The sequence below is a fragment of the Okeania sp. KiyG1 genome (assembly GCF_014132355.1).
GTDB lineage: Bacteria > Cyanobacteriota > Cyanobacteriia > Cyanobacteriales > Microcoleaceae > Okeania.
The window spans coordinates 139,792-155,819 of the sequence record NZ_BLZO01000109.1; the positions used below are offsets into that span (position 1 = coordinate 139,792).

The 16,028-nt window shown below is 40.5% G+C and carries 7 protein-coding genes and 1 pseudogene; 2 read left to right on the forward strand and 6 right to left on the reverse strand.

Annotation, left to right across the window (positions count from 1 at the left end):
* Positions 1-99: 99 nt before the first annotated feature.
* The 5 genes from SAGCYANO_RS48060 to SAGCYANO_RS26035 all read right to left on the reverse strand — a co-directional run bounded on the left by SAGCYANO_RS48060 (position 100) and on the right by SAGCYANO_RS26035 (position 10,469).
* Complete coding sequence (locus tag SAGCYANO_RS48060) at positions 100-231, reverse strand: hypothetical protein (protein WP_255502463.1); 132 nt, start codon at positions 229-231, stop codon at positions 100-102.
* 406 nt (positions 232-637) lie between these two features.
* Positions 638-1,423, reverse strand: coding sequence for a transposase (locus tag SAGCYANO_RS26015; protein ID WP_255502706.1), 786 nt, complete (start codon positions 1,421-1,423; stop codon positions 638-640).
* Positions 1,424-1,491: 68 nt separating this feature from the next.
* On the reverse strand, positions 1,492-2,220 hold the full coding sequence (locus SAGCYANO_RS26020; RefSeq protein WP_202222732.1) for an ATP-binding protein: 729 nt from the start codon (positions 2,218-2,220) through the stop codon (positions 1,492-1,494).
* A 502-nt stretch (positions 2,221-2,722) separates the two neighbouring features.
* Positions 2,723-8,251, reverse strand: coding sequence for a hypothetical protein (locus SAGCYANO_RS26030; protein ID WP_237396699.1), 5,529 nt, complete (start codon positions 8,249-8,251; stop codon positions 2,723-2,725).
* Between the two features lie 787 nt (positions 8,252-9,038).
* Entirely contained in the window at positions 9,039-10,469 is a 1,431-nt protein-coding gene (locus tag SAGCYANO_RS26035; RefSeq protein ID WP_202222734.1) for an ATP-binding protein, read from the reverse strand.
* Between the two features lie 654 nt (positions 10,470-11,123).
* Here SAGCYANO_RS26035 and SAGCYANO_RS26045 point away from each other — a divergent pair.
* Positions 11,124-12,141 (forward strand): annotated as a pseudogene (locus tag SAGCYANO_RS26045) (ATP-binding cassette domain-containing protein).
* Between the two features lie 1,622 nt (positions 12,142-13,763).
* Here the strand turns inward: SAGCYANO_RS26045 and SAGCYANO_RS26050 are convergent.
* On the reverse strand, positions 13,764-13,904 hold the full coding sequence (locus SAGCYANO_RS26050; RefSeq protein WP_202222736.1) for a hypothetical protein: 141 nt from the start codon (positions 13,902-13,904) through the stop codon (positions 13,764-13,766).
* Positions 13,905-14,012: 108 nt separating this feature from the next.
* Here SAGCYANO_RS26050 and SAGCYANO_RS26055 point away from each other — a divergent pair, with 108 nt between their 5' ends.
* Complete coding sequence (locus SAGCYANO_RS26055) at positions 14,013-15,806, forward strand: sodium:solute symporter family protein (protein ID WP_202222737.1); 1,794 nt, start codon at positions 14,013-14,015, stop codon at positions 15,804-15,806.
* The last annotated feature ends 222 nt before the right edge of the window (positions 15,807-16,028 follow it).

Sequence of the window (16,028 nt, forward strand, 5' to 3'; positions counted from 1 at the left end):
GCTTCCGGGTCGCTTTGCATTCGACTAACGAGCAAGGCAATTACAGGTTAAAAGCTTCTGCCCTGTACGCATAGTTTCAGCGAGCTTCACTCTAGGTGTCTAAGCATCATCACCTATCCAACTACCGTTTCTCGACTGCCGGGGGCAATTCTGTTCCCCCATCCTACCCGTCAAGTGAGAATTCCGAGCTTCCCTCCTACTAACTAAATAACCTATTTTAGTCAGACTCACTTGCCGTTTTTCCTCGTTCCGAGTTACAGATTATTTTGACGGTTTAGGGCTGTCCAATTCGCCTACACGATTCCCAGGGATGCGTCTAATGCCAAAATATTACGCGGGATTTCCTCGTGTGCGGTCAAGAGATAAGAGGTGGTTCTTGCCGTACTTTGAGGCGCTTTTTCAGGACATTCCGCCCCGGTACCCATGCCGTCTCCCCATTACCCCCAGTGTGCCTACCACTATACGCTCTGGTTGGGGCCTGTTGCCAGCTTCACTCTGCTAGTGGAAAGGTCTAGCTCGGTGTGGCCAGGTCGGGAGTCTGCCTTCCCTTGGCAGGTGGGACTTTCACCCACATCCGTGACTCAGTTATTCATTGAGCTTAATTGCTCTTTGAACCCTGTTCATACCCCTCTAGTTTCTAGAGGCTCCTAACAGGAACGAGTCGCACTTTGGCTAAGTATGTTGTCAACTTATCAAGTGCATCTTTACGGATATTAGCTACTTGTCTATGCTGCTTTGCCAACTTAATTACAACTTTGTACCAATTGTTTGAATGCTTAACTTTCCTACTCAGTTGTCGTTGTAACTTAGCTAGTCTGTTTTGGGCTTGACGGTAAGGCTTCACACTCTTGAATATTTCACCAGTACTTAGTGTTGCTAGTGTCTTAATTCCTAAATCTACACCTACAACTTCTGTAGTTTTTGAAGTTGCAGTCGGAGTAAATTCATAACTACAGCTTAAGTACCAATCCGAAGCTTGTCTGCTAATAGTTATTTTTTGAGTTGTAGCTTCAATTGGTTCATAAGTTTTGACCATACCAATAAAAGGTAATTTATGATTCCATCCATTTAATTCTATTGGTTTTCCACAATTATCTATTGTGAATGAATCAGACCTACCTTTCTTCTTAAATCTTGGATATTTACCTAATCCTTTAAAGAACCTTTTAAACGCTTCAGATAAGTTGATGAAAGCATATTGATAAACTTTAGACGACAAGTTTTTCATCCAGGGATAAAGAGGTTTTGTGTGATTGGTAAACACATCTCTAAGCTTACGAGCATTTGGCTTGAAACCATCCTTGTAAGCAGCATTCCACAAACTTAAACCCCAGTTATAGCACCATCGAGAGTAGCCAGCGTGTTGAGCCATCAGAGTTTTCTGCTTATTATTTAATTTGAGTTTGGTTCTAATGGATTTCATGTACGGGTTAGCGCAGCCTGTCTAAAAGTATGCTTATTAACCTATTATATCGTTATTATTTGATTAAGTCAATGCTCCCCTCGATCTACAAATAGATATTCTGGTTGAGTTTTGTTCTGATATTTAAGAGTATTATCAACCTTATCAAGGTTATCAACAATGACGACTAATCCATTTTTGTCATACTGTTTCAGCTTTTCGTTAGCAGGTTCAAACAATTCTTGGTTAATAGTTTCAATAATGCCACTGGTGCGGGGTCCGAGATATTCTCTGAGTTTACTACGAACTTCAGGGCTAGCTTTGGCCTCGGTAGTTATTTTGCCAATTCCAAAAGAGAGTTCAATCTTAGATATTTCAATTTCTGTCTGCAATAATTTGGCAGCTCCCTGGAGTATACCTTTCAGTCTGTTGGGTTCATTTATCTTAAAATTTTTCAAGTCCTCTAAACTTTCACTGACTTGTTGGACAATAGTTAGAAGGATATCACCTACATCTACATCTCCCATTTCTAGGTTTTTGTCAGACTCAACGTAGACAACATGAAAGCCTTCTATTTCCAACTGTTGCTTGAGCCGCCACAATTCTGTAGATTTACCACAACCAATATGTCCAGTAAATAGTTGACAAGTAGGTCGGCCTGAAGACCAGAGAATGGTCTTTTGTAATTTCTTAATAACTTGTCCTCCACGCACAGTCGAGAAGTCAATATAGTATCTATTGTCAATTTCTGCATTGTCTATAAACAGAGGAATGCCAGGGTCTGTTGCCTGAAAAAAAGCTTTGGGATCTAAAGGCATAATTATTTATGAGAAGCTACTTGCTACATTGTATCGCAGGGAATAGGGAACGGGGAATAGGGGAGTAGGGAGTAGGGGAGTAGGGAGTAGGGAGTGGGGAGTAGGGGAGTGGGGAGTAGGGAAGTAGGGGAGATAAAGACACCTTATAAATAACTAGGGTTTGCTGAAAAAGTCTGTTAGTGAAGAAAGGGAACAGGGAATAGGGAACAGGGAACAGTTTAAACTATCTGCTACGGTCAAATTTTCGGCATTGTCAGGGTCAAAACTTTACCATTTTGAGACAACAATAGCCAAAAACTAGGTACTTTTTCAGAACGGAAAAATGCTAAAACCAATATCATATCATGTCCGGTAGCATCGTTTGTGTATAAAATCAAGGTGACAATGGTAGAAAACCTTCTGCCTCCTGCCTCCTGCCTCCTGCCTTCCTTCCACCAAAGTCTAATTATTCAACCGGACATGATATCAGTTAATACTTTGAGATTTAATCAGCAAACCCTAACTATCTAAAATGAACTGGAATAACTATTTTTAAGCATATCTCATCGAAGTCTTCCTTTTTGTAGCATTCTTTTTTCAAATTGGTATAATTTCTAAAACTCTCCAACACCTCATCAGTAAATGGGTTTTCACCTGCCTGAAGTATTTTTATCCATTCTTGCCGTTGCGCTTTTTTCTTCTGATCATCAATCCATTCAACATATACCTGAAAATCTGCGATCGCTCCTTCAATATCCCCAGTTAATGCCCTAGCAAGTCCCCGACTATCAACAATAGAGCCATTTTCAGGGTCAAGGGTGACTGCTTTCTCACAGGCAAACATAACATCAGCAGCTTTGTTATAAACACTGCCATACCAACAAAGTGTACCCCAATTATGAGCAGGAATTTGAGTAGAGTAGATTTTTTCTGCTTGTTTGTAAGAGTTAATTGCTTCCTTAACTTTACCCTCTTTCACAAGCTTCATCCCTTTAGCCAAAAACGCATTTACTGCCTGATATCTAGCTTTAGCCTTAGCAATATTTTGCAGAGTAGGCATGAATGCTAGCTTGTCTAGTTTTGCTATTGCTTCTTCATACTTTTCTACTGTTGCTTCTTCTATAACTTCCTCCATCAGCTTTTCTGCCTTAAATAATGATTCTGCAAGAACTTTTGGCTTGAGGTTGAGGTCGGGGTTCCATGTTAGTGCTTTCTTAAATGTGACAACTGCTTCGTTAACCTTCCCCTCTCTTGCCAACTTCTCTCCCTCCATCACCCAACTACGAGAGGCTACTTTCTTGCGTCCGTAGGTTTGGCAAATTTCAAGTTCCTCTAACTCTTGGGGATGGGAAGTCAGGTAATCCTCTAACCACTTGCAACCATGCTTGGTTAAATCTTCTATGCGCCAAGTCCACAATTTCACTGTATTGTCAGCACTAGCGGTAGCAATAATCTCTCCATCCGGACTAAATGCTACACTATATATCTCATTCTCATGTCCGGTTAAAGTCTGCAACAACTGTCCCTGAAGGTTCCACAATTTCACTGTATCGTCAGTACTCGTAGAAGCAATAGTCTCCCCATCCGGGCTAAATGCTACGCCAAAGACTGAATACTCATGCCCAGTTAGAGTCTGCAACAACTGTCCCTGACGGTTCCACAATTTTACTGTTTTGTCACTACTGGCAGAAGCAATAATCCCTCCATCGGGACTAAATGCTACACCATTGACCCAATTCTGATGGTGGGTGAGAGTCTGCAACTCCTTTCTCTTAAGGTTCCACAATTTCACTGTTTTGTCACTACTCGTAGAAGCAATAGTCTCCCCATCATTGCTCAATGCTACACTAAAGACTGAATACTCATGCCCAGTTAGAGTCTGCAACAACTGTCCCTGACGGTTCCACAATTTCACTGTTTTATCACTACTGGCAGAAGCAATAATCTCTCCATCGGGACTAAATGCTACACCATTAACCCAATTATTATGGCCGTTTAAAGTCTGCAATAATTTCCCCTGACGGTTCCACAATTTTACTGTTTTGTCACTACTAGCAGAAGCAATAATCTCTCCATCAGGACTAAATGCTACACCATTGACCCAATTATCATGGCCGTTTAAAGTCTGCAATAATTTCCCCTGACGGTTCCACAATTTCACTGTATTGTCATGACTGGCAGAAGCAATAACCTCTCCATCAGGACTAAATGCTACACCTATGACCAAATCATCATGCCCCTGCAAAGTCTGCAATAACTGTTCCTTTTGCTTCCACAATGTCACTGTATTGTCACGACTGGCAGAAGCAATAGTCTCTCCATCAGGACTAAATGCTACACCCATGACCGAATCATCATGCCCCTGCAAAGTCTGCAACAACCGCCCCTTTTGGTTCCACAATTTCATGGTTTTGTCAGCACTAACAGTAGCAATAGTTTTTCCATCAGGGCTAAATGCTACAGAGTAGACCCAATTTTTATGCCCCCTCAGAGTCTGCAATAACTGCCACGACTGCCTCAAAGGAATTGGCCACAACTTCCCCTTTTGGCTCCACAATTTCACTGTTTTGTCAGCACTAACAGTAGCAATAGTTTTTCCATCAGGACTAAATGCTACATCCCTGACCTGATCATTATGCCCAGTTAGAGTCTGCAACAGTTGTCCCTTTTGGCTCCATAATTTCACCGTGTTGTCAACACTAGCAGTGGCAATAGTCTCTCCATCAGGACTAAATACTATACCCCTGACCTTATCCTTATGCCCAGTTAGAGTCTCGAACAGTTGCCCCTTTTGGCTCCATAATTTCACCGTGTTGTCAGCACTAGCAGAAGCAATAGTCTCTCCATCGGGACTAAATGCTACACCCAAGACATGATCCTCATGCCCCACTAGAGTCTGCAATAAGTCTCCCTGATGGTTCCACAATTTCACTGTTTTGTCATCACTAGCAGTGGCAATAATCTCCCCATCATTGCTCAATGCTACACTATTTACCCACTCCGTATGGCCTAGCAGAGTCTGCAATAAATCTCCCTGACGGTTCCACAATTTCACTGTGTTGTCACGACTAGCAGTGGCAATAGTCTCTCCATCGGAGCTAAATGCTACACCCACGACCCAATGTTTATGCCCCTGGAGATTGTTAAAGTCTCTAAATTCTTCTTCTTTGTTACGTTTGTAAACTGCTACTCGGAGAACATTTCTAATCTTGCTACCCTCTTTACCAGTTAGATCAAATTCACCATCTACTTGTTTTTGTATAGCTTTCATAGCAGTCATCAACCCATCCAATTGATCGCCTGACATTGATAAGGCTCTGGACTCATTTGCCGTAGTAATAATAGTCTGTCTTTCTGCTCGTATACTTTCCTTTTTAGCCCACAAACCAAATATTGTCATACCTCCTGCCAATACTGCCATCCCCAATGCAGCACCAACGGAAACTCTAACTACCCGCTTCTGCAACTGCTGTCGTTTTGACTTTTCCTGTTTCAGTTCTTCTAATATTTCAGGGCCTTTCCTTTGTCGAATAAAAGCAACTAAATAATCATGCACTAACTGATAACGATTTGCTGGTTTTTCCCGTAACAAAAATACTAAACTAGACTTGACAAAAATCTTTAATACTAACTCTAACTCTTTCTCTTGAAACTCACTTTCTTTTACCAATTCAGCCTGAGTTTTTAGTGGTCGAGTATTATTTTCATCGGTTAACAATATCAACACCAACCAAGCCAATTTTTCATTTTCTTCACCACAGTCTTTCACTACTGATGCTAAATATCGATTTACTAATTCTGCCTTGGGATAATCTCCTAATTCTTGATATTTTTCCACAGTGGTAATATTCTCTGTCTGTAGTTGTGCCCCCATAATTTGTAACTCAATCGGACGAATATCTTCTGTCTCCTTGTCTAAGTCTTCTACCAATTTTTCTGTCAATTTTGAATCTATTTTAAATTGAGAGTTTTCGGTTAATTCTTTAATTACTGATTTTGCCTGATTCTGGGAAAAATTTCTCAATTCATAACGAATATTTTTACTTAAAATATCATTGTTTATTGTTTCTAAGTTAGCTAAATAATTAAATTCTAATAAATAATGAATATAATCCTCTCGCAGGGATAAAACAATTTTCACAAAAGGAATTTCCAAACATTCTTGCAGAAACTGAGCAAACTCTCTTTTCTGCCCTGGCTCTGAATTAACAAAGAAAAATTCCTCAAATTGATCGAAAATAATAACCGTCAGTAGATTGAATTCAGCATTATTTCGTAGCTGATAAAAAATTGCCTCAGTCGAATTAAGCATTTGTGAATTAACTGCTAATTGGGGAATTGTTTTGAGTTTTTTAGCTAAATTTCCCCCCAATTCTGAAATCCAATTAACATAAACTCGCTGCAAAACCACTACTACGTTACGGGTATCAATTGATTTTTTTTCTAAAACAGGTATTAATCCAGCCTGCAAAATCGAACTTTTACCAACTCCTGATTGTCCATGAATCACTATCAGTTTATAGTCAGGACGACTAATTCTTTCTAGCAATTCTTCTACATTAAATTGACGCCCAGATGCAGAAATTTCTTGAGTAATTTTTCGTCTATTAAGTTGAGGTAAAGCCTGGTTAGTATTTGGTTTTCTATACCCCAAACGATTTGCACCGATAAATGCTACAAACCCAAATTGTTGTTCTATTTTTTGTCGTTCTTGCTTCAGTTTAAAAGCTGTTAAATATGCCTTTTGTTGGTAATATATTTTTCGTAATTCTGTGAGAATATGAATATAAAATTCAGTTCTGTATTCAGGTTTAGTCGTATTTTTTGCTTGTTCAAAATTGGCTATTGATGCTTCAAATTTACCTAATTTTTTTTCGGCTTTTGCTAGAGTAAATAAATATTTTCCTAGATGAGAATAGCGCTCCCAATCTAAAGTAATTTCGTCTTTTTCTGAGCTAGGAGGAGATACAGCATCTAGAGTTTTGTTAAAAATTTCTATGGCATTTTGAGCAAGTTTTTTTGCTTGTCTATAATGATTTTTTGCCAGTTCAAATTCTGCTAGAAAACCATAAGCACGAGCTTCACGAAATGCCTGGGAATAGGTTTGATGTAATTCTATTGCTCTCTTGGCAACAGTTTCTAACTCATCCCAACGCCCTAAAGTTTGCAAAACTTCTCCCCAAGCATTGATAAATTTAGCAACTAAGTCTGGGCGGTTAACTGTCTCAAAGCCTTCTACCGACTGCTGAAAATATGAACAAGCTCTCTCACAAGCCATATTTTTCTCAACGCGACACCTAAGTGCATAACTACGCCACCATAACCCCAGATAATAATAAGTGTGAGCTACTCGCACCGAGTTGTTAATTTGTTGCCAAAGTTCGAGACTATGTTGATAATGCTCTAGTGCTATTTCGGTAGAATTATCAGTTGCCCTACCTAAAACAAATTCCAAATTTGCTTCTAATTCAATCTCTAAGGTAACTTCTCGGTTTAACAATTCTTGCCTTGCGCCCACCAACTCTTGATAAGCAGACTCTCCCAGACCAAGAGCAGTATCATCTAAAAATATTCCTGTCCCACTTTCTAAAACTTTCTGATAAACACTCTCACTGGTCTGCTGAATAAAATCAATTAATTCCTGAGTGGCAGTTTCAAAAACGGTCAGACTTGACCAATTTTCAAAGTCAGGAATTAACCGAATAAATTTACGAGAAATTTCTGCGTCTATCCATAAAACTATGGGATAGGGACAATTTTTCCTAAACTCTTCGCGCACTAACCCCATTGATACGAGCAATTTATCAATATCCCTGACAGACTCTAAACCCCAAACCATCAGAGCATCTGGTTGTTGGTCTCCTAACTGTTTTCTGATAGTTGCATAAAGTTCATCGACAGACTCATCCAACTGCAACTTTGCTAAGTCTTCAGAAAAAGATTCCCGGAGTTGTGAAATTAGGCGATCGCGCTGGTTCAAATTATTGCACTGTGCCAGAAATAGGCGAAATTGTCCTTGAGACATTTCCATGCCTCGGATTAATTTCTGCAATAATTTTTGATGATTAACTTCCTGTAACTAGGCATAAATTTTTAAATATAGTTAATTAATGCTCAAAATTAGACATCCCCAGAAAAAGAGGGAACAGAGAGAAATAATTGAAAATTTATGATAATCAGGACTTAGGCAAAACATCGTATTTCTGTCATTGCGAGCGACAGCGTTTGCGGAGCATTCCGGAGGAAAGCAATCTCAAACGCCGAAAACTCGTTCCTAATACGTAAGTCCTGATAATAATTGATTTTATTTGTAATTTTTGGAGATGTCTATTATAAAAAAATTCGGCATTGCTGAATTAAGGTATGAAAGTAGGTTTATAGGTATGGAGGAAACAGTTAATATTAACAAGTAGTTCAAACCATCCAAAATCCAAAATCCAAAATCCAAAATTATCAAATCATACCCAGAATCAGCAACGCCAAAAATTCTTTTTCATACCCTAAAGTTGGGTTTATCCTACGGATAAGCTCCGCTAACGGGGGGGTGCCTCAACCCAACCTACGCCCTCTACTCCCTTATATTTAGGGTTTTATTATTAAATGTCAAAGCGTTTACATATAAAGGTTTTAGCCTTTTTCTGTCGGCAAAAAGTATGCCTGTTTCAGCTCTTAATGCTCAAAAAGTTAGTATTTTCGCTGCTGAGTTGGGCAAAAAAATTACTCCCCTACTCCCCTACTCCCCTACTCCCCTACTCCCCGCTCCCCTACTCCCCTACTCCCCTTTTCCCCTCCACCGGAGGGGTTAGGGGTGGGTCCCCTACTCCTTAAAAAAGACTTTTTCAGCAAACCCTATTTAACTCCGGCGCATCTTTCAACATAGGATTAATATCAAACCAAGGGCCAAGTTCATCTTGATACTCATAAACAAACATACTCCGAATTAAAATTTGGTATCCATCATCTCCCGTTACTTTTTTTGTCTGAGCAACTTGGCGCAATAATTCCCACTCATGGTCATCTACAGCTAAAAGTCGTTGATTGCGATAAGTTTTAATTACATTGGCAACACTAGCGCGGGAGATGGGAATATCCCCTTCTTCCATAATAGCCTCATTAACTATTCGCAATACATTCCTCACATGGCCACCACTAAAACGACATAAGTAGTCTAAGGTTTCCTGACTATCAAATATTTCGGTAACTTTTGCCAAACGTTGCTGTGGGTCTAATTCTGGAAATGCCCTTGCCAACACTAACTGTCGCATTAAGTTCATTCCTTCAACACATTCACTACCATCGCGCAACTGTGTGGCCACCATTGGCAATATTTGAGGGTCTCTCTTAAATCTTTGAGTTAATGTGGCGTAGTCATTGGAAAACCTCAGTGCCATAGGAAGAGTATAAATCAGATGACAATGGAGACTCATCAGTTGTTCGCCCCGGTCAACAAATAGATATTCTGGTTGAGGTCGCCCCCAAGGTTTAGGTGAACTATCAACTTTTTCCAGGTTGTCAACGATAACCACTAATCCTTTTTTGCCATACTGTTTCAGCTTTTCGTTAGCGGGTTCGAGCAATTCTTTGTTAATAGTTTCAATAATTCCGCTGGTGCGGGGCCCGAGATATTCTCTAAGTTTACTACGAAGTTCGGGACTAGCTTTTGCCTGGGCAGTAATTTTACCAATTCCTAAAGCTACAAATTCTAATCCTTTTTCATCAGCTTTGACTTGACCAACTCCAGGCAAACCGACTTCTGCTGAAAATGAACCTTCACTGCTAGCTGCCACTTTACCCACACCAGGAATATTAGCTTCTGCGGAGAGTTCAATTTCTGTCTGCAATAATTTGGCTGCTCCCTGAAGTAGACCTTTTAATCCTTTTGGTTCCTCCAAGTTAAGTTTTTCCAACTTCTCCAAACTTCTGCTAACCTGTTGTGCAATAGTTAGAAAAATATCGCCTACATCTACATCTCCCATTTCCAGGTTTTTGTCAGACTCAAAATAGACAACATGAAAGCCTTCTGTTTCTAACTGTTGCTTGAGTTGCCATAATTCTGTAGACTTACCACAACCAATATGTCCGGTGAATAGCTGACAAGTAGGTTGGTCTGAAGACCAGAGAGTAATAGTATTTTTTAATTTTTCTATAACTTTTCCTCCACGCACGGTCGAGAAGTCAATGTAGTATTTCTTGTCAATTTCTACATTATCTATAAACAGAGGAATGCCAGGGTTTGTTCCCTGAAAAAAGGCTTTAATATCTATGGTCATTTCAGTTATCAGTTATCAGTTATCAGTTAGCCTCCTATCGGAGGAACTGCGTTAACAGTACCTCTAGTTAAAGTCAGAGGCTTGAAATATTGAACTTTAGTTTCTCTTGGTCCATTGGATATGGCGCAGGTTTCGGAGCCATGCCACCCTACGGGAAGCTACGAAGATAGAACTCCGTTCCGAGATGCGCGTTTCGCGTCAGCGTTGCGTTGCGCCAGCTTTGCGTTGCGCCAGCTTTGCGTTGCGCCAGCTTTGCGTTGCGCCAGCTTTGCGAAGCAAAAGCAAAAGCAAAAGCAAAAGCAAAAGCAAAAGCAAACGACCGCTTTTATCCTCTTAAAAGAGGAGGCTATTGACCTTATTTTTTGGTCATAACTATTTACTATTTATGAGAAGCTACCATCAATTTTATCGCAGGGAAAAGGGAACTGGGAAATAGGCAACAGGCAACAGCTCATCTGGCAACAGTGACAAAAGCTTTTCTGTGTCTCAGGTCAAACATAATATGGCTGAATGAAGAAGGACAATTTTGCGTCTGAGTTTTAAGCTTTTGATATGTCCGCGCCCTTTCTTTCCACTGCTATACTTCTGGTTTTCTGCCAAGAATAAAATAAACAATTACAATTATCAAAGAAAACTTTATATTTACTAATAATCATGGTACCAGCAGTTTTAATCGAAAACCTTCAGAAAAGTTATGGTTCAGTTACAGCAGTTAAGGACGTTTCTTTTCAGATAGAACCTGGAGAAATATTTGGTTTACTTGGCCCTAATGGTGCAGGTAAAACAACAACTCTACGCGCTCTGTGTACTTTAATTACACCAGACGCTGGACGTTTAGAAGTATCTGGTATTTCAGTAGTTGACCAACCGAGAATAGCTAGACAACGTCTTGGCTATGTTGCTCAGGAAGTGGCCATCGACAAGGTACTGACAGGCCGAGAACTACTGGAACTACAAGCAGCTATATACCATATTCCAGGCAAATTGGCAAAAGAAAGAATCGAAGGAGCGATCGCCCTCTTGGGTATAGAAGATTGGGCAGATAAAAACAGGCACTTACTCTGGCGGTATCCGCAAACGTCTAGACTTAGCAGCAGGTTTATTGCATCAACCAGATGTTTTAGTTCTGGATGAACCGACAGTGGGTTTAGATATTGATAGTCGGATAGCAGCTTGGGATTTTTTGCGTCAGTTACGAGACTCAGGTACAACAGTTTTGATTACCAGTCACTATCTGGAAGAAGTCGATGCTTTGGCAGATAGGGTAGCTATTATTGACCAAGGTGTGGTTATTGCTTCGGGTACTCCTTTTGAACTTAAAGACAGGGTGGGAGGCGATCGCATCACTCTCCGTGTTAGGGAATTTTCTTCTACTGAAGAAGCAGAAAAAGTAAAAGCATTACTAGGAAATTTACCAATAGTTCAAGAAGTTATTGTTAATGCTGCTCAGGGTAATTCTTTAAACTTAGTGGTGACACCCCAAAGTGATGCTTTGATCGAAATTCAACAGTTATTGCGGGGTGCAGGTTTACCAATTTTTGGTATTGCTCAAGCGCGACCAAGTTTGGATGATGTTTATCTGGCAGCAACAGGAAAAACTTTGATGGATGCAGAATTAGCTGCTGTGGGTAGTCGTGACTTAAAAGCTGAGAAAAAACAAAGTATGCGTTAAACGTTTTCGTGAATTGGAACTTTGTAGGTTTGGTTGAGGTTAAAGAAACCCAACAACGCTTGTTGTATCTGTTCAACGCTTGTTGCATTTGTTGGGTTGCGAGATACGCTTAACCCAACCTACTGAAGGTAATTTTCAAAGTAATTAGCAATTTGTAGGTTGGTTTGACGTTTACGGAAACTCAACAACACTTGTTGTATCTGTTCAACACTTGTTGCATTTGTTGGGTTGCGAGATACGCTTAACCCAACCTACTGAAGGTAATTTTCAAAGTAATTAGCAATTTGTAGGTTTGGTTGAGGTTAAAGAAACCCAACAACGCTTGTTGTATCTGTTCAACTCTTGTTGCATTTGTTGGGTTGCGAGATACGCTTAACCCAACCTACTGAAGGTAATTTTCAAAGTAATTAGCAATTTGTAGGTTTGGTTGAGGTTAAAGAAACCCAACAACACTTGTTGTATCTGTTCAACGCTTGTTGCATTTGTTGGGTTGCGAGATACGCTTAACCCAACCTACTGAAGGTAATTTTCAAAGTAATATCATGTCCGGTTGAACAGTGATAAATAAATAACTACGGAGTCCTCAGGAGTCAACCCACCCCTAACCCCTCCCAGGAGGGGAAGGAAGAGGAAGAACTGGAGTTGAAGGAGAAAGTTTTTTTATAACTAATTATCCGGACATGATATAATTAGCAATTTGTAGGTTTGATTGAGGTTAAAGAAACCCAACAACACTTGTTGTATCTGTTCAACTCTTGTTGCATTTGTTGGGTTGCGAGATACGCTTAACCCGACCTACTGAAGGTAATTTTCAAAGTAATTAGCAATTTGTAGGTTTGGTTGAGGTTAAAGAACCCCAACAACACTTGTTGTATCTGTTCAACGCTTGTTGCATTTGTTGGGTTGCGAGATACGCTTAACCCAACCTACTGAAGGTAATTTTCAAAGTAATTAGCAATTTGTAGGTTTGGTTGAGGTTAAAGAACCCCAACAACACTTGTTGTATCTGTTCAACGCTTGTTGCATTTGTTGGGTTGCGAGATACGCTTAACCCAACCTACTGAAGGTAATTTTCAAAGTAATATCATGTCCGGTTGAACAGTGATAAATAAATAACTACGGAGTCCTCAGGAGTCAACCCACCCCTAACCCCTCCGGTGGAGGGGAAGTCAGGAGTCAGGAGGAAAGAGGAAAGAAAGAAGAAGAAGAACTGGAGTTGAAGGAGAAAGTTTTTTATAACTAATTATCCGGACATGATATAATTAGCAATTTGTAGGTTTGGTTGAGGTTAAAGAAACCCAACAACACTTGTTGTATCTGTTCAACTCTTGTTGCATTTGTTGAGTTGCGAGATACGCTTAACCCAACCTACTGAAGGTAATTTTCAAAGTAATTAGCAATTTGTAGGTTTGGTTGAGGTTAAAGAAACCCAACAACACTTGTTGTATCTGTTCAACTCTTGTTGCATTTGTTGGGTTGCGAGATACGCTCCGACCTACTGAAGGTAATTTTCAAAGTAATTAGATAATTGCGGTTTAACCGAAATTAATATTATATACGCAGAAGAGCGCGATCAAAAAACTTTCTCTTTCTTCTTCTTTCTTCCCTCCTGACTCCTGATATCAAATCCGTTTAATTCGGCACGTAAAAAATGTTCCATCTTCAACGATTACCAAATATTTCTCCATATTCCCCTCCTCGGAGGGGTTAGGGGTGGGTTCCCATCCCCCATCCCCCATCCCCCCATCCCCCCATCTCCCCATCTAATTACACCGACGCTACCGGATTTGATATGACTCCTTATTTATAAGTAATCAACCAGACATAATATAATAGAATCAATGGTACTGATAAGGAAAGTTGAGTAGTTTATGCATTTAATTGATTACACTATTGTCGTCATCTACCTGCTGGCGATTGTCCTGTTTGGCATATTTCTCCAGCGCAAAGCATCCGGTGGCATAGACTCTTACTTTCTGGGCGATCGGAATATGCCTTGGTGGGTATTGGGGGCATCCGGGATGGCTTCCAATACGGACATTGCCGGGACAATGTTGATAACAGCCTTAGTCTACGCCTTGGGAACGAAGGGATTTTTTCTGGAACTCCGGGGTGGCATTGCCTTAATTCTAGCAATGTTCATGATTTTTATGGGCAAGTGGAACCGCCGCGCCCAAGTTATGACTTTAGCGGAATGGATGCATTTGCGTTTTGGTGTGGGACGGGAAGGAAATATCGCCCGGATAGTTAGTGCTGTTGCTGCTATTATCTTGACTATTGGTAGGATTAGTTACTTTGCCATCGGTGGGGGCAAATTCTTAGGAGAATTTATTACTGTCGATGCCCGCATAGCCTCTATTTTAATTATCTTCCTGGCATTGATATACACTGTCCTTAGCGGTTTTTATGGGGTGGTGTTAACAGACCTATTTCAAGGTGTTTTGATTTTTGTAGCTATCATCTATATCTGCGCGATCGCTCTGCAACTTCCTCCTCTCCCGGAGACATTTGCCATTTCCATTCCAGGAACCGAGCAATTGCACGAGTGGAATTTTAGCGAGTGGAGTAGTATATTCCCCTCCATGGAAGTAGACTTACCCGGAGACTATGGTCGTTTCAATTTGTTCGGCGCTATCCTTTGTTTCTATCTGCTGAAAGTATTGATGGAAGGGTTTGGCGGTATCGGTGGTTATATGATGCAGCGCTATTTTGCTGCTAAAAGCGACCGGGAAGTGGGGTTAATGTCTCTGTGGTGGATATTCTTGCTTTCCTTTCGCTGGCCTTTAGTAACTGCTTTTGCAATCCTGGGCATCAATTACGGTATTACTAACCAAGTAATTCCCGACCCGGAACTGGTGTTGCCAACAGTTATTGCTACTTACCTACCAGTGGGAATCAAGGGATTGGTATTAGCTTGTTTTATCGCCGCCGGGATGTCTACTTTTGACTCCTTAATTAATGGTGGCGCTGCTTACTGGGTGAAGGATATTTATCAAGCTTATCTCAATCCGCAAGCTGACAACCGCAAACTACTGGCTCAAAGTCGTTGGGCATCGGTTATCATAGTTATGGTGGGATTGCTATTTAGCTTCAGTATCTCCAATATCAATGAAATTTGGGGATGGTTGACTCTGGGATTGGGCACTGGTCTAGCGGTTCCTCTGCTGTTAAGATGGTATTGGTGGCGGTTTAATGGTTATGGATTTGCCACGGGTATCGCTGCTGGTATGGTGGCCGCAATTGTTACTAAGGCGATCGTCTTACCTTCCTTCCCGAATCTGCAACTTGCTGAATTTATCCAATTTCTAATTCCTAGCAGTTGTTCTTTGGCAGGATGTATCGTTGGCACTCTGTTAACCCCGGCAACAGAGCGGTCAGTTCTGGAGAATTTTTATACTGTCACCCGTCCCTTCGGTTTCTGGAAGCCGATCGCTGTTAATATTCCCCGCAATCTCACGGTCAATATTGCATTAGAGAACAGGCGAGATTTGCTGGCAACTGCGATCGCAATTCCCTGGCAAATAGTTTTGTGTCTCACGGGAATTATGTTTATGATGAAACGTTGGGATAATTTCCTAATTCTATCTCTGTTGCTGCTTGTACTTTCTATCTGTTTGTATTTTGCCTGGTACAGATATCTGTGGAAGTCAAAAGTCAAAAGTTAAAAGTTAAAAGTAACAGGAGTTACGCAAATTGACTTTGAAACAACCATCTGTAGGGGCGAATGGCATTCGCCCTCTCTATATTCTATATGTAGAGTCTCTGCGTAAGTCCTGTTGATTTTATTTTTGATTTTTGGAGATATCTAATAGGGAAGAGAATTGAGAAAAATTTGACAATGATTGAAGATAGAAACCTGGTTTGTGTTAGATGTCTTGCTATACTCA

Excerpts from the sequence above, each read along its gene's own strand:
- SAGCYANO_RS26050 (WP_202222736.1), bottom strand. The coding sequence starts at position 13,904 with ATGGGGAGATGGGGGGATGGGGGGATGGGGGATGGGGGATGGGAACCC.
- SAGCYANO_RS26035 (WP_202222734.1), bottom strand. The coding sequence starts at position 10,469 with ATGACCATAGATATTAAAGCCTTTTTTCAGGGAACAAACCCTGGCATT.
- SAGCYANO_RS26015 (WP_255502706.1), bottom strand. The coding sequence starts at position 1,423 with ATGAAATCCATTAGAACCAAACTCAAATTAAATAATAAGCAGAAAACT.
- SAGCYANO_RS26020 (WP_202222732.1), bottom strand. The coding sequence starts at position 2,220 with ATGCCTTTAGATCCCAAAGCTTTTTTTCAGGCAACAGACCCTGGCATT.
- SAGCYANO_RS26055 (WP_202222737.1), top strand. The coding sequence starts at position 14,013 with ATGCATTTAATTGATTACACTATTGTCGTCATCTACCTGCTGGCGATT.